Raw genomic sequence first — 24,148 nt, forward strand, 5'->3', positions numbered from 1 at the left:
TTTTTGTTGTAATTTTTACGTGCCGTAACGCGATATAGGCATATTGTCAGTTAGGAATTTGTCCGTTTATTTCAGCTTGGTGCTGATGTCGTGTGAACACAATCCGGATTTTTACTTTTTTAGGATATTCCTAATATCTTATTTGTTGTTTAAGATATCCATTGTATCCGAAGCAATCATTAATTCTTCGTCTGTAGGTATAACTACAACTTTTACCTTAGAATCGTCTGTAGAGATGATAGCTTCTTTACTACGTACCTTGTTACGTTCTGGATCAAGTTTAATACCTAAGAATTCCAATCCTTTGCAAGCACCTGCACGGGCTGTAGCCTGGTTCTCACCAACACCACCTGTGAACAATACAACGTCAACACCACCCATAGCAGCAGCGTATGCGCCGATATATTTTTTGATACGGTAGAAATAAACGTCTTCCGTACGTTTTGCTACAGGGTCATTGTTTGCCGATGCAGCTTCCAGTTCACGCATATCGCTGTGACCGAACATTCCGAGAACACCGCTCTTCTTGTTCAGAATGTCCGACATCTGGTCTGGTGTAAGGTTTTCTTTCTTCATCATGTATAATACCGCACCTGCGTCTATATCACCGCAGCGTGTTCCCATCATAAGACCTTCCAATGGAGTAAGTCCCATTGTAGTGTCAATACATACTCCGTCTTTTACAGCCGCAATCGAACCACCGTTACCTACGTGGCAGGTTATGATTTTTGAGCCTTCTACCGGTATGTTTAGGAATTCGCATACACGTTTTGATACGTAGCGGTGAGATGTTCCGTGGAAACCATAACGGCGGATACCATATTTTTCGTAATATTCGTTAGGTATTGGATATAAATAAGCGTGTTCAGGCATTGTCTGATGGAATGCTGTATCGAATACGGCTATCTGTGGAACTTCAGGTAAAAGGCTCTTTACGGCATCAATACCCTTAAGGTTTGCAGGGTTATGCAGAGGGCTCAGTTCGCTGCACTCTTTGATAGTTTCGATAACGTCATCATTAATCAATACAGATTTGTTGAATTTTGTACCTCCATGTACTACACGATGACCTACTGCATTGATTTCGTGCAAGTCTTTCAACACTCCAATTTCATTGTCAGTGATAGTTTCGAAGATGAATTTTATTCCTGCAGTGTGTTCCGGGATATATTTGTTCAAGATTTTCTTTTCACCATTTGGCAATGTTACTTTAAGGAAAGAATCTTCCTGACCAAGTTTTTCTATTCCTCCCTGTGCAAGGACTTCTTTTGAAGTCATTTCGAACAGTTTATATTTTATTGAAGAGCTACCGCAGTTTAATACTAATATTTTCATAATTGATTACGTAAAAAAGTTAGTTAAGCACAAAGGTGTTTTTATAGCCTTTGTGCTTATGGATGATTGAAAGTTTTGATTAGTTCTGAGATTTTGCCGCTATTGCCTGATTTGCAGTAATTGCAATCATCTTGTAAACGTCGTCGATGCAGCAACCACGTGACAAATCGTTTACAGGGCGTGCTATACCTTGCAGGATTGGGCCGATGGCTGTAGCGTGTCCGAGACGTTCAACAAGTTTGTATGATATGTTACCTACTTCCAGACAAGGAACGATCAGTACGTTTGCCTTACCTGCAATTTCTGAACCAGGAGCTTTGCTTGCTCCTACGCGTGGAACAAGAGCTGCGTCTGCCTGAAGTTCACCGTCTATTTTCAGTTCAGGAGCCAGTTCCTTAGCTATCTTAAGCGCGTCTGTTACTTTGTCAACAACTTCGTGCTTAGCAGAACCCTTAGTAGAGAAACTCAACATGGCAACGCGTGGGTCAATACCAGCGACAGCCTGGGCTGTCTGTGCTGTACATACTGCAATTTGTGCAAGCTGGTTGGCGTCTGGCACCGGAGTAACGGCAACGTCACCCATAACCAACACACCGTTGTCACCACATTCAGGTGCGTGTGTAAGCATCAACATGGCTCCTGATACACATGTAATGCCCGGAGCTGTCTTGATAATCTGAAGTGCAGGACGAAGAACATCACCTGTAGTGTTGCGGGCACCTGCAAGCTGTCCGTCAGCATCTCCTGCTTTGATGATAAGGCATCCAAGGTAAAGAGGATTCTTTACAAGTTCCTGTGCCTGTTCCAGTGTCATACCTTTTTTCTTACGGAGTTCAAAAAGCAGTTCAGCGTATGCTTCTTTCTTCTCGTGGTTTTCAGGGTCAATGATTGTGGCTTTGTTAATGTTTCCCAATCCCCATTCCTGAGCCAGTTTCATTATTTCTTCAGGGTTACCTAAAAGAATAAGGTCAGCAACACCATCTGTCAATATTTGATTGGCAGCTTTCAATGTACGTTCTTCTGTTCCTTCAGGAAGAACAATGCGCTGTTTGTTGGCTTTAGCGCGTTCAACGATTTGACTAATTAAATCCATGTTGATTTATGTTTTTATAAATGTAATTACCTAATGTCTTGTTTGCGTTAACGATTTTTTCTTATTCCGATGCAAAAATACGCATTATTGTAATATGTAGTTTGCAAAATACCAACTTTTTTTGTCGAAAATAGTCTTTTTATATATGTTTAAGGACATAAACATCTTTTTCGGTGAAGTAATATCTTCTTTTATGTGTTAATACATAAATTTGTACCGGTTTTCAATAGAATATTTAAAGTATGATTCGTCAATGTTCAATCCTTTTCGGATGTATGGCCTTAGGTGAACTGATAGTTTACCTGACCGGTGTTAAATTGCCTTCCAGTATTATAGGCATGTTGCTTCTTACGTTGTTTTTGTACCTCGGATGGGTCAAGCTTGAATGGGTTCAGGGCTTGTCCGATTTCCTTGTGGCAAATCTGGGATTTTTCTTCGTTCCTTCGGGAGTGGCTCTGATGTTGTATTTCGATATCATTCAGGCTCAGTTCTGGCCTATAGTGATAGCCACTTTGGTAAGTACGGTTTTAGTGTTGGTAGTAACGGGTTGGGTTCATCAAATAGTTCGCAAATATGGATTTTTTAGAAAATAAGTTTTTTCTTCTGGCTATAACTTTCGGTTTCTTTTTCATTTCCAAACTGTTGCAGAAGAAAACAGGATGGGTATTGCTTAATCCTATCCTCCTTGCAGTTGCAATGCTGATTTGCTTTCTTAAGCTAAGCGGTGTTTCGTATGAAAAATATCAGGATGCCGGTTCTCTGGTAGAGTTCTGGTTGCGTCCGGCAGTAGTTGCGTTGGGGGTTCCCCTTTACCTGCAGCTCCGTATGATAAAGAAACAGTTGCTTCCTATCATATTGTCGCAGTTGGCAGGTTGCATAGTTGGATTAATTTCGGTTACTGTAGTTGCAAAATGGTTGGGAGCTACTCCCGAAGTCATAATGTCTCTCGCGCCTAAGTCTGTCACTACCCCTATAGCTATGGAAGTTTCGTCTGCTGTAGGCGGAATACCTTCGTTGACAGCTGCTGTAGTGATTGTTGTCGGACTGTTCGGAGCTATTTTCGGTTTCAAGGTCTTGCAGGTGGGACGTGTACACAGCCCGATAGCCCAGGGACTTTCCATGGGAACGGCCACACACGCCGTAGGTACATCACGCGCTATGGAGGTGAGCGGTAAATACGGAGCGTATGCCAGTCTCGGACTTACTCTTAACGGAATCCTCACGGCATTGCTTTCACCTTATATATTACATCTGATAGGATTATATTGAAATGACTTCCTTAACTTCTCTAACTTCCCTAACTCCTCTAACTTCTTAAATAATGAACTTCAGACGTCTTGATATAGAAGATAAACAGACAGTGCAGAAATACACTCTCCGGAGCAAACGCCGTAACTGCGATTTGACATTTGCCAATCTCTACAGTTGGCGTTTCCTTTATCTTACCGAGATTGCCGAATACGGAGGTTTCCTCGCGTTCCGGTTTTATGTTGATGGTGATCTATCCTACATGTTGCCGGTAGGTGAAGGTGACATTAGGCCTGTAATGGAAGAGCTTATGGCTGATGCCAAGGCAAAAGGAATACCTTTCCGGATGTACGGTGTATGCAAGGAAAGTTGTGATGAACTCGAAACTCTTTTTCCTGGAATGTTCATGTTTACTTCCGACCGCGACTATGCGGACTATCTCTATCTCCGTTCGGAGCTTTCTACTCTTGTAGGCAAGAAATTTCAGCCTAAGCGTAATCATATAAACAAGTTCCGTAATACGTATCCTGATTATGAGTTCAAGCCTATGACGCGCGATTTGGTGACGGAGTGTATAAAGTTGGAGTCAATCTGGTGTAAGGCAAATAATTGCAGTGAGGATGAGGCTTTGCAGAACGAACGTAAATCCATGAATTCAGCTTTGGAACGTTTTGAGGAACTTGATATCATTGGAGGAGTTCTTATGGTGGGTGGAAGGATAGTTGGTTTCACATACGGTGCTCCGGTTAATATCGAGACTTTTGATACTTGTGTAGAAAAGGCTGATACTGATTATGAAGGTGCTTACGCCATGATTAACAATGAGTTTGCCAAAATAATCCCCGAACAGTATATTTATATTAACAGGGAAGAAGACCTTGGGCTTGAAGGACTGAGAAAGGCCAAGCTGTCATATCAGCCACATTTGCTGCTTGAGAAATTTAAACTCGAACTGAAATGAGAGAACAGGTAAAGGAGTTGTGGAAACTCTGTTTCCCTGACGATTCGGATGATTTCGTCGAACTTTATTTCAGAACGAGATATTCTGACGAGATCAACAGTGCCATTGTCGAAAGTGGTAGGGTGGTTTCAGCGCTTCAGCGTGTGCCTTATCCTATGCGTTTCATGGAGTCTGTAATCCCTGTTGCATACATATCCGGAGCATGTACTCATCCTGATTTCCGTTCCGCAGGATTGATGTCGCGACTTCTTGATGAGGCCCATCTGAAGATGTATGCCGATGGCAAATACATGTCAGTTTTGATACCTGCCAACGAAGGTCTTATAGGATATTATTCCAGATTCGGTTACGTGGTAAGTTTTCAACAGAAAGAAAAGTTATTAACAGGTATATGTGAAAATGTTGATAACTTTAAATGTGATTTGGCATTCAGTGAGTTACGTCGGTCAAACTATGAACTTGAAGAGGTCTGCAACTTTATTAATCAACAGTTATCAACATATACAGTGAGTATCCTGCATCCGGTTGATGACATGGAAATTGTTCTGTCCGACCTTTATCTTTCAGGAGGAGAAGTATGGTGCGCATCCGACGCCGACGGAAAATTGTGTGGTGTCGTACTGCTAATAAATTCAGATGGCAGTGTAATTGTAAAAGAACTTTTGTCTGTCGATAAACAGTCAGAAGCGGCCATTATCCGTTTTGTCTCGCTACATTATGGAGTGTCGCGCGTGGAACATCTGTCTCCATGCGGTATGGCGCGTGTTATTAACGCTTACGAAATGTTGAAGCAGATATCCGGAAAAATAGAAGGCGAATATCTGTTGGAAGTCTATGGCGACAATGTCATTCCGGAGAACAATGGTTTATATCATATTTCGGGCGGCTCATGCAGAAAGATGGTGCAAAAAAATTATTTCAATGATTCCGTATATCAGAAAATCCATATCTGCGACATGCCCTCATGGCTTTTCCGTAATTTGGAACCGCATATCAGCCTTATGCTTGATTGATATACTCGTTAGTAAGCATTCTTTCCAGTTCCTCGGCGTTCAGTTTCAGATAAAATTCCCCTTTATAGGCTATTGAGATACCGCCGGTCTCTTCCGATACGATAATAGCCAGAGCATCTGTTTCCTGCGAAACGCCGAGTGCGGCACGGTGTCTTAGTCCCAGTTCTTTAGGAATATTCAGATTGTGCGACACCGGCAGGATGCATCCCGCGGCCTTGATTCTTTTCCCGCTTATTATCATTGCTCCGTCGTGAAGCGGACTGTTCTTGAAGAAAATATTTTCTATCAGACGCTGATTGATGTTTGCGTCTATCACGTCGCCGGTCATTACAATATTGTCGAGCGGCACATCCTTTTCCAGTACTATTAATGCTCCTACTTTACCTTTACCCATGCTCAGACAAGCCATTACTATAGGCATAATGTCGTTCTTGTTGCTGTCATTGTATTTCTTTCCTTTTAGGAATCTGAACAGACTGTTCGAACGGTATCTTGAGCCGAGTGTCAGTAGGAACTGCCTTATCTCATCCTGAAACAACACTATCAGCGCGATTACTCCCACGCTTACCAACTTGTCGAATATTGATCCTAACAAGCGCATCTGCAATACCTGTGAGACGATAATCCAGATTATTATGAACACCAGTATTCCGATAAAAATGTTTATCGAACCCGATGATTTCATAACCTTGTATGTTTTATAAAGTATAAAGGCAACCAGCAATATGTCCAGTATGTCTTTCAGGCTTATTATGCTAAAATCGAATGGCATTTTGATAATTGAGTTTTTAAGTTTTTAAGTTATTGAGTTTTTGAGTTCTTAAGCTTTAAAGTTCTTGAGTTGGTTGATGATAGCATAAACAAACTTACAAACTTATCAACTTACAAACTCATCAACTTACAATATATCTTCACCGCTTCGCATGCCTCCTTCACGTCGTGAACCCTCAGTATGTTTGCGCCTTTCATCAGAGATATGGTGTTAAGAACTGTAGTTCCATTCAACGCATCATCAGGGGTGTTGCCAAGAAGACGGTATATCATTGATTTTCTGGATATACCTACCAGTATCGGAAGATTGAATATCTGAAACTCCTCCAGCTTATCCATAAGTGTATAGTTATGTTCCAGTGTCTTTCCGAAACCGAATCCCGGGTCTATGATTATATCCTTTGCGCCGAGGTCGCGCATCCTCTGTACCTTTTCGGAGAAGTAATACATCACCTCTTTCACCACATTGTCGTATTCAGGGTTTTTCTGCATGTCCTGCGGTGTGCCTTTCATGTGCATCATTATGTATGGCACTCTCAGTTCTGCCACAGTCCGCATCATTCTGTCGTCCATGCTGCCGGCCGATATATCGTTGATGATTGCCGCTCCGTGTTCTTCCACACACATCTTTGCTATGTCCGCGCGGAATGTATCTACTGAAATCACAGCTTCGGGCATCTCTCTATTTAATAATGTAAGGGCTTTTTTCAGTCTTGAGGCTTCTTCCTCTGTTGAGATATGATCGGCGTCAGGCCTTGACGAATAAGCTCCTATATCTATTATTTCGCCTCCCTCGTCAATAATCTGTCTGGCTCTCAGCAGAATGTCTTCTTCAGTTTGTTTTCTGCTTCCTGCGTAAAAGGAGTCTGGAGTAATGTTCAGTATTCCCATTACTTTAGGACTATCCAAATCCATCAGATTGCCGTTCACATTGATATATTTTGCTATTTTGTATTTCATTTCGATGCTTGCGTAATGATGATGCAAATGTACATACAATAATTTATTTTTTATTGATTTACGATTGATTTTTCATTTATCTTTGTGCCACGTATAAAATAGTAATTTAAAATGGAAACCTCATTATTGTATAAATACTTTCTTGAGTGTGGAAAGGTTACTACCGACACTCGTGACTGTCCTGAAGGTTCAATGTTCATAGCTTTAAAAGGAGCCAGTTTCAACGGTAACACATTTGCCTCGCAAGCCATAGCAAACGGTTGTCGCTATGCGGTTGTTGATGAGGCTGAATATGCAAATGATCCTGAAGGACGTATTCTGCTTGTTGATGACTGTCTTAAAGCGTTGCAGGAACTGGCATCATGGCATCGCCGTGTTCTTGGCACAAAGATGATAGGCATAACAGGAACAAACGGTAAGACTACTACAAAGGAACTTATAGCTGCCGTTCTTAAAGAAAAATACAATGTGCTTTACACTCAAGGCAATTTGAACAATCATATCGGAGTGCCTCTTACACTGCTTAAACTCACTGCCGAACACGAAATGGCTGTAGTCGAGATGGGGGCAAACCACCCGGGCGAAATAAAGACGCTTGTAAATATTGCATGTCCTGATTATGGTATAATAACCAATGTTGGTAAGGCCCATCTTGAGGGCTTCGGCTCATTTGAAGGGGTTATACGCACAAAGGGCGAGTTGTATGACTATCTGCGTGCCAAAGGAGGAAAGATTTTTATACAAAACGAAAATCCATATCTTAATTCCATTGCAGGAGGGTTGGAATGTGTCCGTTATGGTTCGGCTGATGACCTTTATGTATCGGGCAAGGTCCTTTCATGTTCTCCGTTCCTCGCTTTCGGATGGAAATCAGAAGGAATTACGCACGAAGTGCGGACTCATCTTATAGGTTCGTATAATGTTGACAATGCACTGGCGGCGGTGGCAATAGGAAAATATTTCGGTGTCGCTGACGATGCTGTCTGCCATGCGCTTTCATCATACGAGCCTCACAATAACCGATCCCAACTTGTGGAGGCAGGTGGAAACCGTTTTGTGATAGACGCATACAATGCCAATCCCACAAGCATGGCTGCTGCCTTGGATAATTTCCGCATGATTGAGGCTGTCCACAAGATGGTGATACTTGGCGATATGAAAGAGCTTGGTGAGGCCAGTGTTGAGGAACATCAGAAAATTGCCGATATGCTGACTACCTGCGGCTTTGACAGGGTGATACTTGTAGGTTCTGAGTTTGGCAAAACAGAAAATTCTTATGAACATTTCAATAATGCCGACGAAGTATATGCTGCATTGTCCGGCGATATGCCAAAGGGATATATGATACTTATTAAAGGCTCCAACAGTATGAAGCTTGCATCCTTGGCCGAAAAGCTTATGAAATAATACGGTGACACGTCCGTGTCACACTGATTGAAACTATACCTTATTGTATTTTTTGTGCAGTATTATCGCCATTGCCGAGTTCAAACATCAAAAAATCATAGGAAAGACACGGGGTCATTTGGTTTAAAACATGCCCGTCCTTAAACTTAAACGCGGTCATGTTTTTATTGAAGTTTCATGGTCTTTTTCCCCTCACAAGCCGATGTTCTTGAATGAGTACTGTAATATACTGTAATCCAGTTGGTTATGTTGGTTGTTTGATTTTTCTTTTAGTAAAGAATAATGGGTATATGTACATGCCAAAAACATACTTAAAAGCATATTTGACAAGTAAAAAATGTCTGTAGTTATTGTATATCTTTGTTCCTTTTGTATATTTGTGTATAATATTTAAATGACTCGTTGTCGTATTTGTACTTTTATCATCTATATTGGATTTCGTCCTATTTTTGCGTAAGTAATTAAAGAGAATTTGCTTCTATATATTTAAAGTAATAACTTATAACATATATAAACCCTTATTTCATCTAAAAGACAATGAAACAACAAAAGACAAAGAAAAGATTTGGCATGGCTATGCTTGGACTGGGATTTGCCGTTTCTGCATCAGCACTGACAGCCGTGCCTGATTCCGTGTACTTATTTTCTTATAATGTTCATCCGGGTAGCGGATTGAACATGGCGTGGAGTGCCGACCAAAAATATTGGTCTCCGATAGGTCCTGAACATGCTTTCATAAAGAGCGATTTTGGTACATGGGGTGGCGAAAAGAAAATGTATAACCCTTATCTTATAAGGACACAGGACGGACTGTGGCGATGTGTGTTTCAGGTAAACGATTATTCCAACCAGTTTGCTGTGGCAGTAAGCCGAGACCTTGTGTTGTGGCAGCCGCAGGATTATCCTTATATGGAAGGGGTGAGCAGTTGTCTGGAGCCTGTACTTAAGTATGATGCAAATAGAAAAATGTATCAAGTGCTTTTCAAAACTAAAGAAGGTGATTATTACATTACAGAATCGGCCGATTTCTATAATTTCAGTAAACCGGCTAAAGTAAGTTCAGACTATGTGGATAGCGCAAGTAGGGATGTCGTTATTGATGGCAGAAAAATGCGTGGACAAATTACTAAGGTGGCTTACGCCGAAATAAATACCGTAGTTACAGCTATGGAAGCCGCGCGCTATCGTGAATCTCTCAATGCCGAACTCGCCTGTGACAATGAGATGCGTTTTAAGGATTTGAAACCTCTCGAAGCACAAATTTCAATAAATCTTGATGAAACTAAAAAGATCAGCGACAAGCTTATAGGTATATTTTTTGAAGATATAAGCTATGCCGCCGATGGTGGCCTGTATGCGGAATTGGTGCAGAACAGAGATTTTGAATATTCTCTTGCCGACACTAAAGGTGCCAAAAAAGACTGGAACTCACAATATGCATGGAAGGCGCAGGGTAATGGCGGAGAATGGAGTATAGAAGAAAATAATCCGATTCATAAGAATAACCCTCATTATGCCTTGCTCGATATTAAAAAGCCGGTAGAGTTTTCATTGGTTAACGAAGGATTCGACGGAATACCAGTCCGTAAAGGTGAGAAATATATATTCTCGATGTTTGTACGTCAGATTGAAGGCAATGCCGGTAAGTTTGATGTAGCACTTGAACAGGATGGGAAAGTAGTTGCAAGCACAAAAGTTTCTTCTTCGAATAAAGAATGGAAAAAGCTGAAAGTAACTTTCAAGGCCGAAGCAGATGCCGACAAGGCTGTTATCAGGATAATTCCTAAATCCGAAGGGAAGGTGGCTATTGACATGATATCACTTTTTCCGGAAAATACATTCAAAGGACGTGAGAACGGAATGCGTGCAGACTTGGCCCAGGTGCTGGCTGATTTGAAACCTAAGTTTATGCGTTTTCCTGGTGGATGTGTGGCTCATGGCGACGGATTGCATAACATTTATTATTGGAAAGAGACTATAGGCCCGTTGGAGAGCCGCATGCCGCAACGCAATATATGGAACTATCATCAGACTAAAGGATTGGGATATTATGAATATTTCCAATTCTGTGAAGATATAGGTTGTGAGCCTCTTCCTGTATTGGCGGCCGGTGTGAGCTGTCAGAATTCAAGCGATTGTGGCGCAGGACAGCAGGGGGGTATCCCTATGGAGAAAATGCCTGAATACGTACAGGATGTGTTAGACCTTATAGAATGGGCCAACGGTGACGCCAAGACTACGGAATGGGGCAGACGACGCGCTGAGCAGGGACATCCGGCGCCTTTCAATCTTAAATATATCGGAATCGGTAACGAGGACCTTGTTTCGAATACTTTTGCGGAACGCTATCTGATGATAATAAAGGCCGTGAAAGAGAAATATCCTGATATCATAGTATGTGGAACTGCCGGTCCGTGGTGTGAAGGTAGCGACTACGAAGCTGGCTGGCGTCTGGCAAAGGATAATGATATCGATATGATTGACGAGCATTATTATCAGAGTCCGGGATGGTTTATTTACCATCAGAATTATTATGACCAATATGACCGTAATGGCTCGAAAGTATATTTGGGTGAATATGCGGCTCATGCTCCCGGACGGCCTAACAATATAGAGACCGCGCTTTGTGAGGCAATGCATATCTGCAATATGGAGCGCAACGGAGATATAGTTGAAATGAGTTCGTATGCACCGCTTCTTGCAAAGGAAGGACATATAAACTGGAGTCCTGACATGATATATTTCAACAATAATGAGATTAAACTCACCGTTGGCTATTATGTACAGAAACTTTGCAGTAACTATTGTGGCGACGAATATATAAACAGCTCGTTGACAGTAAACGAGGGACGTAAAGGCGTGCGCGAAAGACTTGCCGTAAGTACTGTCCGTGACTCAAAAACCGGAAAGGTATATATCAAGATGGTCAACCTTCTGAATCATCCGGTAAAAGGGAAACTGGATATTGCTAACGCGGAAAGTATTTTCGGAGAACAAACGTCGCTTAACGCCAAGCTTCATCTTCTGACTGGTGATTATGATGATACAAAGGCTCTGCCTCAGACAAAGGATATTGTAGTGTCTCCTGACTTCGAATATGAATTGCCTGCTTATTCGTTCAGCCTGATTGTGCTGTAAATAATGTCTTTTGATTTTAGAACATAAAAAATGCCATACTTTAATTGGGGATTCTCATCCCTGATTAAGTATGGCATTAAAAATATAACTATTACATAACTTATTTGTTCATTTTCCACCAGTCGAACTCAAACAGTTCTTCATCGTCTCCCCTATATAGTATTGTCAGATCGTGGACTCCATTGATTTTTTCAACAGGGGCCGATATGTTATGCCATTCTTTGTTTGACGAAACGTTGATTGTGGCTATTACTTTGTCGCCGACTCTGAATTCCATTGTTCCGCCTGACTTGCCGCGTACGCAAACTGTTATTGAGTTTGCTCCGTTACCGAAATCTACGCTGCGCAAAGTCTGCCATGAACCGTTGTAAATACGTGTAAGCCAGTGGTCTTTACCAGCTTGTCTGTCTGTTTTGAGTCCGTAGCTGTTGGCCATGGTTTCTGCTTCAACGCGTTCGTAAGGATTAAGGTTCATAACCGGTTTCTTGACACCTTCTTTTGTGAACGGAATGTGTGGGATACTTCCATCGGCATTAAAAGTAAATTCCTCTACACATGACGAACGGCGGAAACCTCCACCATTAGGAAGCGCGCCATTATGGTAGAACATGAAGTTACGTCCTTTGAATTCTACAGAACCTCCATGAATTGTGAAGCTGCCGTGCGCCTCGTCCATTACTCGTCCACGATATGTCCACGGACCGTTTATGCTTTTGGCTGTAGAATATGCCATGTGTTCCGGCACTCCTCCGGCAGCATATTCTATATAATATGTGTCTCCACGCTTATATACCCAGGGACCTTCTTCGTATCCGGTTTTCATAATGTCTTTGTTAAGCTGCCAGTCATGCTTTAATACGTGTGGCCCGAAGGCTGACTCACTGTCTGTGTCAACCTTCATAATTTCGCTTTCCAGAGATATCATGTCACGGCCTAACTTGGCATACCATAATCCGTTGTTACCCCAAAACAGATATGCCTGTCCGTCATCGTCAATAAATACAGAAGGATCAATAAATCCGAAATCACCAGGTACAAGAGGTTTGCCTATCGCATCCTTGTATGGACCTTCAGGACGGTCGGCAACACCTACGCCTATTCCGTGCAAATGTTTTGTGGTATCTTCAGCTGCTACGTACCAGTACCATTTCCCGTCTCTTTCTATTGCCTGTGCGGCCCAGGCGTTGTCTCCCTGTTTTGCCCATTTGAATGTCGCTGTTGACATCGGAACTCCACGGAATGTCCAGTTCACCATATCGGTAGTGGTGAAAAGTAACCAGTCCTTCATCTTGAAATATTGCGCATCGTCTTCATCGTGGTCAGTAAAGAGATAAAGAGTGTCGCCATGCACATAAGGTGCGGGGTCGGGGGTGTAACAAGTTTGTATTATGGGATTTTGTCCGTATAAACTGAACATTGATGATATTAATCCTGCTGTTAGGGCGATTGATGTTTTTCGATTCATAATTTTCAGGTTTTATATTTTCATTAATTGTTATCGGTGTCATAAACGTTTACAAAGAAAAGAAGTTTCTCACTATCTTTTGAATTATGATGTTACAAATGCTTTCGTTTATGTTACACAAATGATTTAAAGTGATTTTTGTATGTCGTTAAAATAAAAAAAGGGAAGAGGACTTTCTTATCCACTTCCCATTCTGTAATATGGCGATATAATATGTTATTCGTGAAAATCTCCGTTAGCCTTAATCAGTTCTATAAGTTTTTCTACAGCCTGTTCTTCCGGAATGTTCTTTTCTATGCATTCCTTACGTTTGTAAAGACTGATTTTGCCTCTACCGGCACCTACATAACCATAATCGGCATCGGCCATTTCGCCGGGACCGTTTACTATACATCCCATGATACCTATCTTAAGTCCTTTCAGATGTGAAGTCGCGGCTTTGATACGTGCTATGGTTGATTCAAGGTCGTAGAGCGTTCTTCCGCAACCTGGACAAGAAATATATTCTGTCTTCGATGTGCGTACTCTGCCTGCCTGCAGAATACCGAAAGCTGTTTCGTCCAGTTTTGTATCGGCTATTGCCGTAGAATTGTTATATAGCAGGATGCCGTCTGTCAGGCCATCGAAGATTAACGCGCCCATGTCGGCGGCAGATTTAATCTGCAAGTCCTCAATAGAGCTCTCTTGGTATATCTGGAAGAAGATGACAGGATTGTTTAGCCCCTGTCTTGTAAGCTGATGAGCCAGACCACGATATTCGCCAAGACGGTTTGGATGGTTACTCTGCGCTATCAATACAACTTCCGGATGCAGACGCAGACATGCTGTGACTTCTTCGTTAAGTCCCATGTATGTGGTAAACAGAAATTTTATGTCCGATTTTATCTGATGCAGACCAATAATCTGCTGGGTGCTGAATGCCGGATAAGTACCTTCTTCTCCATTCCATACATTCGCGTCTATTATATAACCGATATCTTTTCTTCTGTTTTCAGGCAATGTCTGTCCGCAGTATATATAGTCAGGTTTAAACTGTTCGCTTACTTCCATATTGCCGTTCAGGCGTGCGGAAAGTACTACAGGAAGATTGTCGCCTCCAATATTTCTTACTGCCTGGGTCTTGCGTCGTGAAGGATTTGTATAACAGAAATCATCGGCTTCAGCTCCGGGAATATATGGATGATTTTCGCGTTTCAGGATATAATCCACTAATTTTCGTGCCACAGGTATTTCGGCTTCAGGGGCTTCGCTCAATGAAACACGAATTGTATCTCCCAGACCGTCGGCAAGTAGTGCGCCTATGCCTAATGCCGACTTGATGCGTCCGTCTTCACCATCGCCGGCTTCTGTGACACCGAGATGTAACGGAAATGCCATACCCTCTTTTTCCATCTGCTCAGCAAGCAATCTTACTGTTTTCACCATTACGACAGTGTTCGAGGCTTTTATGGAGATGACTACATCGGTGAAATCCTCTTCTACGCAGATACGCAGGAATTCCATACATGATTCCACCATGCCGGCAGGAGTATCGCCATAGCGTGACATGATACGGTCCGACAAAGAACCGTGGTTCACTCCGATGCGTATTGCTGTGTGATTCTCCTTGCAGATATTCAGGAATCTCACAAAGCGTTCGCGTATTTTCTGTATCTCCTGAGCATATTCCTCGTCTGTATATTCCAGACTTTTGAATGTGCGGGCAGGATCAACATAGTTTCCCGGATTTATGCGTACTTTCTCGGCATAAAGCGCTGCCACATCAGCAACGTTTGGATTGAAGTGTACATCGGCTACGAGTGGCGTGTCATATCCTTGCGAGCGCAGTCCGATATTGATGTTTTTCAGATTTTCGGCTTCACGTACACCTTGAGTTGTCAGACGTACGTATTCACCACCGGCATCAATGATACGTTTCGCCTGTTCTACGCATGCTTCCGTATCCATTGTGACGGTGTTGGTCATGCTCTGTATGCGTATAGGATTAGCGCCACCCATAGGAGTGGCGCCAACATATACTTCGTTTGCCTTACGGCGTGAATAGTTGAAGTAATCCATTTAATTAGTCTTGTAAGCGTATTTAACTTCTTTCAGTTCTTCGTTGGCTTTAACGATTTTGTTTTTGAGCCCTTCCTTATATGCGGCGAATTTCTTTGCAAGTTCTTCGTCGGACAGTGCGATCATCTGTACGGCTAATATTGCTGCGTTCATGGCTCCGTTGATGGCAACTGTAGCTACAGGTATGCCTGGAGGCATCTGTATTATAGAGTACAGTGCATCAACACCGTCGAGTACTGACCCCTTGATAGGAACTCCGATTACAGGAAGTGTAGTGTTTGCGGCTATTACTCCTGGCAGTGCTGCAGCCATACCGGCAGCAGCGATTATGACTTTCAATCCTCTCTCGGCGGCACCTTTTGCAAATGCCTCAACTTCTGCAGGGGTGCGGTGGGCTGAAAGAGCGTTGATTTCGAAAGGAACCTGCATCTCGTCAAGCAGTTTGGCAGCCTTTTCCATAACCGGAAGGTCGGATGTGCTACCCATAATGATACTTACTATTGGTTTCATTCTTTTTTACTTATAGTTAATATTTGTTTGTTTTTGGTCTTTCCGCATCACATCAGTATATTTCTGATAATGTCTAAACGGCATTTAAATGCTGTTTAAATGCCGTTTAGATATTGTTTTATTCATTTACCAATTGTTTGTATGCTTCCGCGTCGAGTAAATCGTCAAATTCAGAAACATCAGTCGGTTTGATTTTAATTATCCATCCTTCACCGTAAGGGTCCTTGTTTACGAGTTCCGGATTATCTTCAAGAGCCTGGTTAACTTCGAGGATTTCTCCTCCTACAGGTAAGAATAAATCTGAAACAGTCTTTACAACTTCTATACTGCCGAATGTATCTCCTTTTTCGAGAGTTTCGCCTTCTGTCGTAACATCAACGAAAACGATGTCACCAAGTTGTGTCTGTGCATAGTCCGTTATACCTACGTATGCCTCATCGCCCTCTAAACGAATCCATTCGTGTTCGTTTGTGTACTTTACATTTGTTGGAAAATTCATGGTTTTAAAATTTACAAGGTTAAATATTATCTTTTCAAATAAACAAAATTCCCGTGACACCGCAAAATAATCCGAGGACAAATCCTCCGAAAACCTCCGTTAATGTATGTTGACGCATTATAATACGGGCTGTACACAGCATTCCTGCAAGCAGAATAAAACCGGCAAGCCACCATACAGGATTAAACTGAAAAAGAAAACTGTATGAAATCAGTCCACCGACCATCAGTCCGCTGCTTGCCGCATGTGTGCTTATCTTCAGCTTGAGATTTACTATCGTACATAGTACCATACATATAAGCACGGCTAATATAATACCACTCATGTATCTTGGCGTATGTATTCTGTACATTGTAATCAGACCGCCAACGTAGCTAAGTATTGTGAGCCCGTATGGAACAAATCTGTTTTCTCTGTGACCAAGTTCTCTGATTCCCCAACCATTGATTTTCTGGAAAATATATATTCCCAACATAGGGAACAGTATGGTGAAACAATATACCAGTCCAAGGATGGATATTTTATACGAGAGTGGCATTACGCTGAGATATGTAAATAGAAATATCATCAGAAATGCCACAAAAGGAACCATGAAAGGAGAAAATATAGCCGAAACTATATATGATACTATATAGAGTGGATTTCTTCTTTCCTCTTCTGTAAGGCGTACCGGTTCGTGGTATGTCAGTTCGTTGGGAATATTGTTTACTTCCATTTTTTTTCTATCTTCTTAGTCTTGCTACTGGAATATTCAACTGTGTACGGTATTTTGCTACTGTACGGCGTGCTATAGGGTAGCCCTTATCTTTCAATGCGTCGGCAAGTTCGTCGTCAGTAAGTGGTTTTTGCCTGTCTTCGTTGTCAACCATTTCCTTCAGTATCCGTTTTATTTCTCTAACTGACAGTTCTTCACCATTCTCGGTAGTGTAACCATCATTGAAAAAGTATTTAAGCGGGAAAATTCCGAAATTTGTCTGTACATACTTGCTGTTGCTTACCCTTGATACTGTAGATATGTCCAGTTTTGCCCTTTCAGCCACATCCTTAAGTATCATTGGCTTCAATAAAGTTTCATCTCCTTCCGTAAAGAACGGACGTTGCAGGTCTATTATAGCCTGCATTGTGCTAAGCATCGTGTTTTGTCTTTGTTTTATGGCGTTGATAAAACCTTGTGCTGCATCAACTTTCTGTTTAAGGAACATGAATGCGTCCTTGGCTTCTTTCGACTGGTTGGCCTTATTCTTAGTCTGTTCTTCCAACATGTCGGTGAAAGTACGGCTAAGTCTCAGCTCCGGGACATTCCTGTTGTTGAGACTCAATATTATGTTACCGTCATCTTCTGTTTCTACAATAAAGTCAGGTATTATATGATGCAGGTTTTTACCCATAGCCTCACCCATTGAACTTCCTGGACGCGGATTTAATTTAACAAGTTCGGCCACGGCTGCATTGTATTCATCTTCCGTTATATCAAGCTTTTGTATAATCTTGTCCTTATTTTTTTTTGTGAATTCGTCGCAGTACTGGTCTATAATGTCGTACTCAATTTTCTTCAGTGGAGAATCCTCTTTCCTTTTAATCTGAATTAGAAGACATTCCTGAAGATTTCTGGCTCCTATACCTGCAGGATCGAAATCCTGTATTACCGATATAATATGTTCCAGTTCCTCTTCAGTGGTGTATATTCCCTGATAAATAGCCAGTTCGTCCATTAAAGCTTCTGTGGTCTTCCTTAACAGTCCGTCATCGTCCAGTGAACCGATGATGTACTCTCCAAGTATCTTCTGCTCTTCATTCAGCTCCTGCATGTCAAGCTGCTCCTTTAGAGTTTCGTAGAAAGATACGTTGTCCGACAAAGGAATTTCTTCAGGTGTCTCACCCATTGAACGATTGTTTTCCTGTAGTTTGTAGTCTGGTATGTCGTCTTCTGTACGGTAGTCGCCTAATGAGACATCTTCATTATAGTTCGTCTCAGGGTCGGCATCAGGGTCAGTTGGATATTCGTTTGCCTGGTCCTCATCAATTTCAGAAGGATCTCTTCCTTCTTCCAAAGCCGGATTGTCCAGAATTTCTGCATGTACGCGTTCTTCCAATTCCACTGTAGGTAATTCCAGTAGTTTTACCAGTAACACCTGTTGTGGTGAAAGAGTCTGTACCTGCTGTTGTGCCTGCGATTGTATTTGACGTGAGTTTTGTGCCATTTTGTAAACACTGAAAATTTATTTATTCGCAAAAGTAATAAATTTATTGTGAAGGTCAATCTTTTAATAGGCTATAATATGATGATGATTATTTATAATCTTTTGAAGTATTATTGTTTTGATAATGTATTTTAAGTTTAGCTTCGTTAAATTATAATTCGTAAGAAAATAAAAGGTAAAGAAGTATCAGTAAATGATTCTATTTTGTGGGTAATTATGCTTATTGATTATTATATGTTTTTTTATGTGTTTTTTCTGAAAAATAATGATGTGCTTTTAATGAGATAATTTGTTAATAGTTTTCTTGTTTTTATAATTAATTAAACTTTATGTAACATGCATGGCAATAGTTGTTACATTTGTGTTGTAGAATGTAACGTAGCTGATAATTTTTGTATTGTTATTATATTGTATAAATCTTTATTTTCCCTAATTTTGTGAAAATGAAAAACCGAGTTAATTAATGTGTAATCTTAAAATTAGAATGCTTATGGATAATATGACTGACACAGGATGATAAATTAAGTTATTAATAATCTTTGAATAAAGGTTAATCTTACTAATGAAAAAATACAATACATTATTATATTGTATGTCCCTTAATCTAAAAATCTAATAAATCAAACCTTATTTGTTAATTTACAGAATAATGCTTATGAAAACAAGAATTTTGATGTTGTTGTCTTTTGTGGCGTTCTTTTTTGCGGCTGCAAATGCACAGACCCTTGTAAAAGGTAGTGTTGTCTCAGGCGACAATTCTGAACCAATGATTGGTGTGGCTATTTTGGAAGACGGTACATCGAATGGTTGTACGACGGACTTGGATGGAAACTACTCAATTCAGGTACAAAACAATGATGCTACACTTGTTGTCTCTTTTATTGGCTATAAGACCCAGCGTATTAAAGTCAATGGGCGTGAAGTGATAAATATTCGTATGGAAGAAGATACTGAAGTGCTTGAAGAAGTTGTAGTTGTAGGTTATGGCGTTCAGAAAAAGAGTGACGTAACCGGTGCTATCGCTTCCGTAGGTGCTGATGATATTAAAAATCTTGCTACTGTTGATGCCGGTGCGGCACTTCAAGGTAAAGCTGCAGGTGTGCAGATTTTGAATACGTCAGGAGCCCCTGGTGCTGGTGCCGCAATCCGTATTCGTGGTTATTCTTCAAACTCTGACCAACTTGGCCCGCTGTTGATTGTTGATGGTTTGAAAGTTGATAATATTCAATATTTGGACCCTTCAATGATTGAATCTATGGAAGTCCTTAAAGATGCGGCTTCAGCAGCTATTTATGGTGCTCAGGCTGGTAATGGTGTTGTTCTTATTACTACTAAAACAGGTTCAAGCTCACGCCCAAAGGTTACATACTCATTTAAGGCCATAAATCAAAGCTTGGCAAAAACTCCTGAAATCTTTGGCGCAAAAGATTGGATTAAATATAAGGAAATGTCCGGATATGATATGAAAACTCTTTGCGAAGCTTACGGAGTTGATTATGATAATCCTGCTGAAACAGATTGGATTAATGAAGTATTTGGAAACAGTTGGGCAACTCAACACTCCATTACTTTCCAGGATGGTAATGATAAAGGAAGTTTCTTTACTTCTTTGAATTATATCAACAATGATGGTATCGTACGTGGCAAAAAAGATACTTACAGTCGTCTAACCGGTCAAATTAATGCTGATTACAAGCTGTATAAATGGATCAAGGTTGGAACCAACACTTCTATTGAAAGATGGAAGACACGTAATATTACACATCAGGGAGCTTATGGCTCAATGCTTGCCCCTGCACTTCTTCTTGACCCGCTGACTCCAGTATATTGGGATAGTGTAGATGATTTTACAACGGATATGAAAGAACAGTACGCACAGAATCCTGATTTGATAAAAGTTGCTCCTAACGGTAAGTATTATGCAACTTCTAAGTTCCAAATGGATGATAATGGTAACCCATTACTACAGCTTGATCGTTGTAATGCTACAAGTGCCGGTCTTACAGTTCGTGGAACAGCTTATTTGGATCTTACTCCTTTTGACGGATTTGTAATGACATCCCGTTTCTCATACCGCATTGCCCAGACAAACAATCACGATTATTCTGAACCGTATTATATGAATGGTCAGGCAAAAGCTACTGATTATTCTATTTCTGCTTCAGCTTATAATAACTATTATTATCAGTGGGAAAATTTTGCCAATTATAATAAGACAATCTTTGAAAAACATAATATTGGCGCCATGATTGGTATGTCATTCACAGAATATCATACTGATGATGTTACTGCATCTGCTACAGGAACAGGAGGTAGTAAAATCTTGGCGGGAGATGCTCCTAATTTCCATTACTTGAACTATGTGAACTCTGCTTCAACAACAACCAAGAGTATTGGTAACTTACCAGGAGAAACAGCCAGTCTTTCATATTTCGGACGTTTGCTCTATACTTACGACAACAGATACAGCCTTCAATTCAACTATCGTGCTGATGCATTTGATACATCTAAGCTTCCTGCAGACAAACGTTGGGGTAAATTCCCTTCTCTTGCTGTAGGATGGACAATCAGTAATGAAAGCTTCATTAAAGACAATATTAATACAGATGCTCTTTCATTCTTGAAGTTCCGTGCATCATGGGGACGAAACGGTAATATCAGCGTGCTGACAAATTATCCATATACTTCTCCTATCAATTATAACGGTTCATGGTATCAGTATGGTGATAATCCGGATCAAGTGTATGGATCATATCCAAATGGACTTGCTAATCCAAATCTGAGATGGGAAACATCTGAGCAGCTTGACTTAGGTCTTGATATGCGCTTCTTGAATGATCGTTTGACTGTAAGTTTGGATTACTATAATAAGGATACAAAAGACCTTTTGGTTGCTATAAATCCTACACCTGAAGTTTATACTGGTACAACTACTGTTAATGCCGGAGAAATCAATAACAAAGGTTTTGAGTTTGAAGTCGCTTGGAGAGATAATATAGGTGATTTCAGTTATGATATCAACGCAAATTTCTCTACATTAAGCAATAAAGTTACTTATCTATACGATGATATCACACGTATTACAAGTAATACAGGTGGTGTTGACGGTACTAACAATATGGTATGTACAGCCTTTGAAGAGGGACATCCTATATGGTATTTCCGCGCATACGATTATGCAGGTGTTGACAGAGAGACCGGTGCCGCTTTATTCCGAAATCATGAAGGTGAGATTGTTTCTTCTTCAGAACTGAGTGAGGAAGATATGACAGACATAGGTAGTGCAATTCCTAAGTTTACTTATGGTATAACACTTAATCTTCAGTACAAAGGTATTGACTTTACCGCTTTTGGTACAGGTGTTGCGGGAAATAAGATATTCAACATTTTGTATCGTGCGGATACTCCGATGCGTAACTCTTTGAAATATTATATGGATAATGCATGGACTCCTGAAAACAAGGATGCTTCAATGCCTGCTGTAGAAAATGTCGCTCATGACCGTTATTTCTGGAGCTCAAGCGCGTCAATGTTCAATGGAGCATATTTCAAGATTAAACAGTTGCAGTTAGGTTATACTTTGCCAAGAAGTATTACTAAGAAAGTAGCAATAAAAGATCTTCGTTTCTTTGTATCTTTGGATGACTTCTTCACATTCTCTAAGTACCCTGGAATGGACCCTGAAACAGCCACAACATCAAAGAATGGTGGTGCCGGTTTTGATATAGGAACTTATCCTACTATGAAGAAATGTTCATTCGGAGCAAGCTTCTCATTTTAAATGAAATATTCTTTTTGAAAAAATAATAAATGATGTACATTATGAAAAAAATTATATATCCACTTTTAGGTGTTGCGTTTCTTTTCAGTGGCTGTGCTGACCGTCTGAATATTGAACAGAAAGGAGTAATTCCGTTTGAAAGTTTTTATCAGACAGACGAAGATGCACAAAATGCATTGAATAATCTTTACCAGTCGTTTGTTATGAATATAGCTGGTAATGAGGGTATTTATGTTGCCTTGCCGGTATTGTTTAACGAACCAGGTGATGATATGCTTGCGGCTGGTAATATGTATGGTGATAATGATTTTGGTGCACAAATCAACGAATTCCGTTATGATTCACAAAACGAAGTAATCAAAAATGCTTATTGGGGTCTGTATGGAGTTATTTATGATGCTAATCTTGTCCTTGATAATATTGAACCAAATTCGGACGTAAAGAAACGTGTATGTGCAGAAGCTCGTGTTCTTCGTGCTTGGTCTCATTTTATGCTTGCTATTGGTTGGGATTGTCCACCGTTGGTTGACCATATTCTTCCTGCTGATGCTAAACCAGCTAATTATGAAGGCGGTCATGATGCTCTTTTGAAATGGTGTGCTGAAGAGGCTGAAGCAGCTGTAAATGATTTGGAAGAACGTACAAGTCCTACAGACAAAGTTGGCGCTTCAAAAGTTACAAAAGGTTTTGCTTATACGCTTGCCGGTAAAGCTCGCTTGTTTATGGGAGATTATGAAAATGCAAAGACTAATCTTAAACAAGTTATCAATTCGCAGAAATATGAACTTGTTCCTACAGAACGTTGGGCAAATCTTTTCCATACATCTGGTGACTTATGTGAAGAAATGATTTTCCAGGCAAACGCACTTGAAAATGCTAACGTTGGCGATTGGGATAATAAGATTCAGCGTACTTCTTGGATGTGGATACAGTTCTGGAACTGGCGTACTGATAAATTAGCTTCAATGCCGTCATTTATCGGCACAGCCGGATGGGGAGGACATTCAATCCGTGCGGATTTTGCAGAACGTATGTTGGCTAACGACGGTGATTCACCTCGTCGTAAAGCAACTTTCTTGACAGGCGATGAATTTCTTTATGAAATGGAATGGAACGGAACAAAAGGTAAGAACCTAACACGTGAACAGCTTGAAACATCAGATCAGATTGGTATTAAAGACCCATCAGGCCTTTATGGTTTCGCAGGCTATTTTGCCAATAAGTTTGTTCCTTGGGCTGAGGATAATGAAAAAGGATGGTACGGATTCAAGAACCTGACAATTTTCCGTTATGCAGAAGTTCTTTTGATGTATGCTGAAGCTTGTGCTCATACTAATGATCCTGACGGTCTTCAGTATCTGCAACAAATCCAAAGACGTGCTGGTTCGGCTCATATATCTACAGAACTTACATTGGATGAAGTTAAGAATGAGAAGAGCTATGAAATGTGGCTCGAAGGTGTAAGATTCCCGGATATGGTAAGATGGGGTGACACTGATGGCGTTGTGAACAATGGTAAAAATATTCCAACAACTTATGACGCATTCTTTACTAAAGGTGAGTCTAAACATCGTTTATACGTAGAATATTCTAATCCGAATAAAGGTACTACTGGATTTGTAAAAGGTAAACATGAATATTTCGCTTATCCTTTTGCTGCTACATCAATTAATCCTAATTTAATTCAGAATCCAAGCGGTAAATAATT

Annotated in this window: 18 protein-coding genes; 8 read left to right on the forward strand and 10 right to left on the reverse strand. The window is 40.7% G+C overall.

The window, feature by feature from the left end; genetic code table 11:
• Window positions 1-138 precede the first annotated feature (138 nt).
• Both H6A27_RS00090 and pta read right to left on the reverse strand, forming a co-directional pair.
• On the reverse strand, window positions 139-1,335 hold the full coding sequence (locus H6A27_RS00090) for an acetate kinase (RefSeq protein ID WP_204507256.1): 1,197 nt from the start codon (window positions 1,333-1,335) through the stop codon (window positions 139-141).
• A gap of 79 nt (window positions 1,336-1,414) precedes the next feature.
• The gene (gene pta, locus H6A27_RS00095; protein WP_204507257.1) at window positions 1,415-2,428 is read right to left on the reverse strand and encodes a phosphate acetyltransferase; all 1,014 of its coding nucleotides are present in this window, start codon (window positions 2,426-2,428) and stop codon (window positions 1,415-1,417) included.
• Window positions 2,429-2,670: 242 nt separating this feature from the next.
• On the opposite strand from pta, the gene H6A27_RS00100 reads away from it, so the two are divergent.
• Genes H6A27_RS00100 through H6A27_RS00115 form a run of 4 tightly spaced genes read left to right on the forward strand, consistent with a single transcriptional unit; the run spans window position 2,671 to window position 5,650 of the window.
• Window positions 2,671-3,021: a CidA/LrgA family protein gene (locus tag H6A27_RS00100; RefSeq protein WP_204507258.1), complete on the forward strand. Its 351-nt coding sequence runs from the start codon at window positions 2,671-2,673 to the stop codon at window positions 3,019-3,021.
• Window positions 3,002-3,697 carry an LrgB family protein gene (locus tag H6A27_RS00105; RefSeq protein WP_204507259.1) on the forward strand — a complete coding sequence of 232 codons (696 nt, stop codon included), beginning with the start codon at window positions 3,002-3,004 and terminating at the stop codon, window positions 3,695-3,697. The genes H6A27_RS00100 and H6A27_RS00105 overlap by 20 nt, the downstream gene beginning before the upstream one ends.
• Window positions 3,698-3,746: 49 nt before the next feature.
• Window positions 3,747-4,637, forward strand: coding sequence for a phosphatidylglycerol lysyltransferase domain-containing protein (locus H6A27_RS00110; RefSeq protein WP_204507339.1), 891 nt, complete (start codon window positions 3,747-3,749; stop codon window positions 4,635-4,637).
• Window positions 4,634-5,650, forward strand: a complete 1,017-nt coding sequence (locus H6A27_RS00115) for a GNAT family N-acetyltransferase (RefSeq protein ID WP_204507260.1) — start codon at window positions 4,634-4,636, stop codon at window positions 5,648-5,650. The genes H6A27_RS00110 and H6A27_RS00115 overlap by 4 nt, the downstream gene beginning before the upstream one ends.
• Here the strand turns inward: H6A27_RS00115 and cdaA are convergent.
• Both cdaA and folP read right to left on the reverse strand, forming a co-directional pair.
• On the reverse strand, window positions 5,637-6,422 hold the full coding sequence (gene cdaA, locus H6A27_RS00120; protein WP_204404103.1) for a diadenylate cyclase CdaA: 786 nt from the start codon (window positions 6,420-6,422) through the stop codon (window positions 5,637-5,639). The two genes, H6A27_RS00115 and cdaA, sit on opposite strands and share 14 nt — an antisense overlap.
• A gap of 110 nt (window positions 6,423-6,532) precedes the next feature.
• A complete protein-coding gene (gene folP, locus H6A27_RS00125) occupies window positions 6,533-7,381 on the reverse strand; it encodes a dihydropteroate synthase (RefSeq protein ID WP_204507261.1) in 849 nt (282 codons plus the stop codon).
• A gap of 111 nt (window positions 7,382-7,492) precedes the next feature.
• Between folP and H6A27_RS00130 the strand changes: the two genes are divergently transcribed.
• Both H6A27_RS00130 and H6A27_RS00135 read left to right on the forward strand, forming a co-directional pair.
• Window positions 7,493-8,788 carry a UDP-N-acetylmuramoyl-tripeptide--D-alanyl-D-alanine ligase gene (locus tag H6A27_RS00130; protein ID WP_204507262.1) on the forward strand — a complete coding sequence of 432 codons (1,296 nt, stop codon included), beginning with the start codon at window positions 7,493-7,495 and terminating at the stop codon, window positions 8,786-8,788.
• 537 nt (window positions 8,789-9,325) lie between these two features.
• Window positions 9,326-11,926, forward strand: a complete 2,601-nt coding sequence (locus tag H6A27_RS00135) for an alpha-L-arabinofuranosidase C-terminal domain-containing protein (protein WP_204507263.1) — start codon at window positions 9,326-9,328, stop codon at window positions 11,924-11,926.
• 100 nt (window positions 11,927-12,026) lie between these two features.
• On the opposite strand, the gene H6A27_RS00140 is transcribed toward H6A27_RS00135, so the two are convergent.
• From H6A27_RS00140 to rpoN, 6 genes are all read right to left on the reverse strand, one after another.
• Complete coding sequence (locus H6A27_RS00140; RefSeq protein WP_204507264.1) at window positions 12,027-13,391, reverse strand: glycoside hydrolase family 43 protein; 1,365 nt, start codon at window positions 13,389-13,391, stop codon at window positions 12,027-12,029.
• A 216-nt stretch (window positions 13,392-13,607) separates the two neighbouring features.
• Entirely contained in the window at window positions 13,608-15,449 is a 1,842-nt protein-coding gene (locus tag H6A27_RS00145) for a 4-hydroxy-3-methylbut-2-en-1-yl diphosphate synthase (protein WP_204507265.1), read from the reverse strand.
• Window positions 15,450-15,959, reverse strand: coding sequence for a 5-(carboxyamino)imidazole ribonucleotide mutase (gene purE / locus H6A27_RS00150; protein ID WP_204404114.1), 510 nt, complete (start codon window positions 15,957-15,959; stop codon window positions 15,450-15,452).
• Window positions 15,960-16,077: 118 nt separating this feature from the next.
• Window positions 16,078-16,458, reverse strand: coding sequence for a glycine cleavage system protein GcvH (gcvH, locus tag H6A27_RS00155; protein ID WP_204404116.1), 381 nt, complete (start codon window positions 16,456-16,458; stop codon window positions 16,078-16,080).
• A gap of 34 nt (window positions 16,459-16,492) precedes the next feature.
• Window positions 16,493-17,173: a phosphatase PAP2 family protein gene (locus tag H6A27_RS00160; RefSeq protein WP_204404118.1), complete on the reverse strand. Its 681-nt coding sequence runs from the start codon at window positions 17,171-17,173 to the stop codon at window positions 16,493-16,495.
• 7 nt (window positions 17,174-17,180) lie between these two features.
• Window positions 17,181-18,659, reverse strand: a complete 1,479-nt coding sequence (gene rpoN / locus H6A27_RS00165) for an RNA polymerase factor sigma-54 (RefSeq protein WP_204507266.1) — start codon at window positions 18,657-18,659, stop codon at window positions 17,181-17,183.
• A 655-nt stretch (window positions 18,660-19,314) separates the two neighbouring features.
• On the opposite strand from rpoN, the gene H6A27_RS00170 reads away from it, so the two are divergent.
• A complete protein-coding gene (locus H6A27_RS00170) occupies window positions 19,315-22,440 on the forward strand; it encodes a SusC/RagA family TonB-linked outer membrane protein (protein WP_239469507.1) in 3,126 nt (1,041 codons plus the stop codon).
• 41 nt (window positions 22,441-22,481) lie between these two features.
• A complete protein-coding gene (locus H6A27_RS00175; protein ID WP_204507268.1) occupies window positions 22,482-24,146 on the forward strand; it encodes a RagB/SusD family nutrient uptake outer membrane protein in 1,665 nt (554 codons plus the stop codon).
• The last annotated feature ends 2 nt before the right edge of the window (window positions 24,147-24,148 follow it).

Origin of the sequence: Bacteroides caecigallinarum, from assembly GCF_016902295.1 — a bacterium.
GTDB classification, from domain to species: Bacteria; Bacteroidota; Bacteroidia; order Bacteroidales; family Bacteroidaceae; genus Phocaeicola; species Phocaeicola caecigallinarum_A.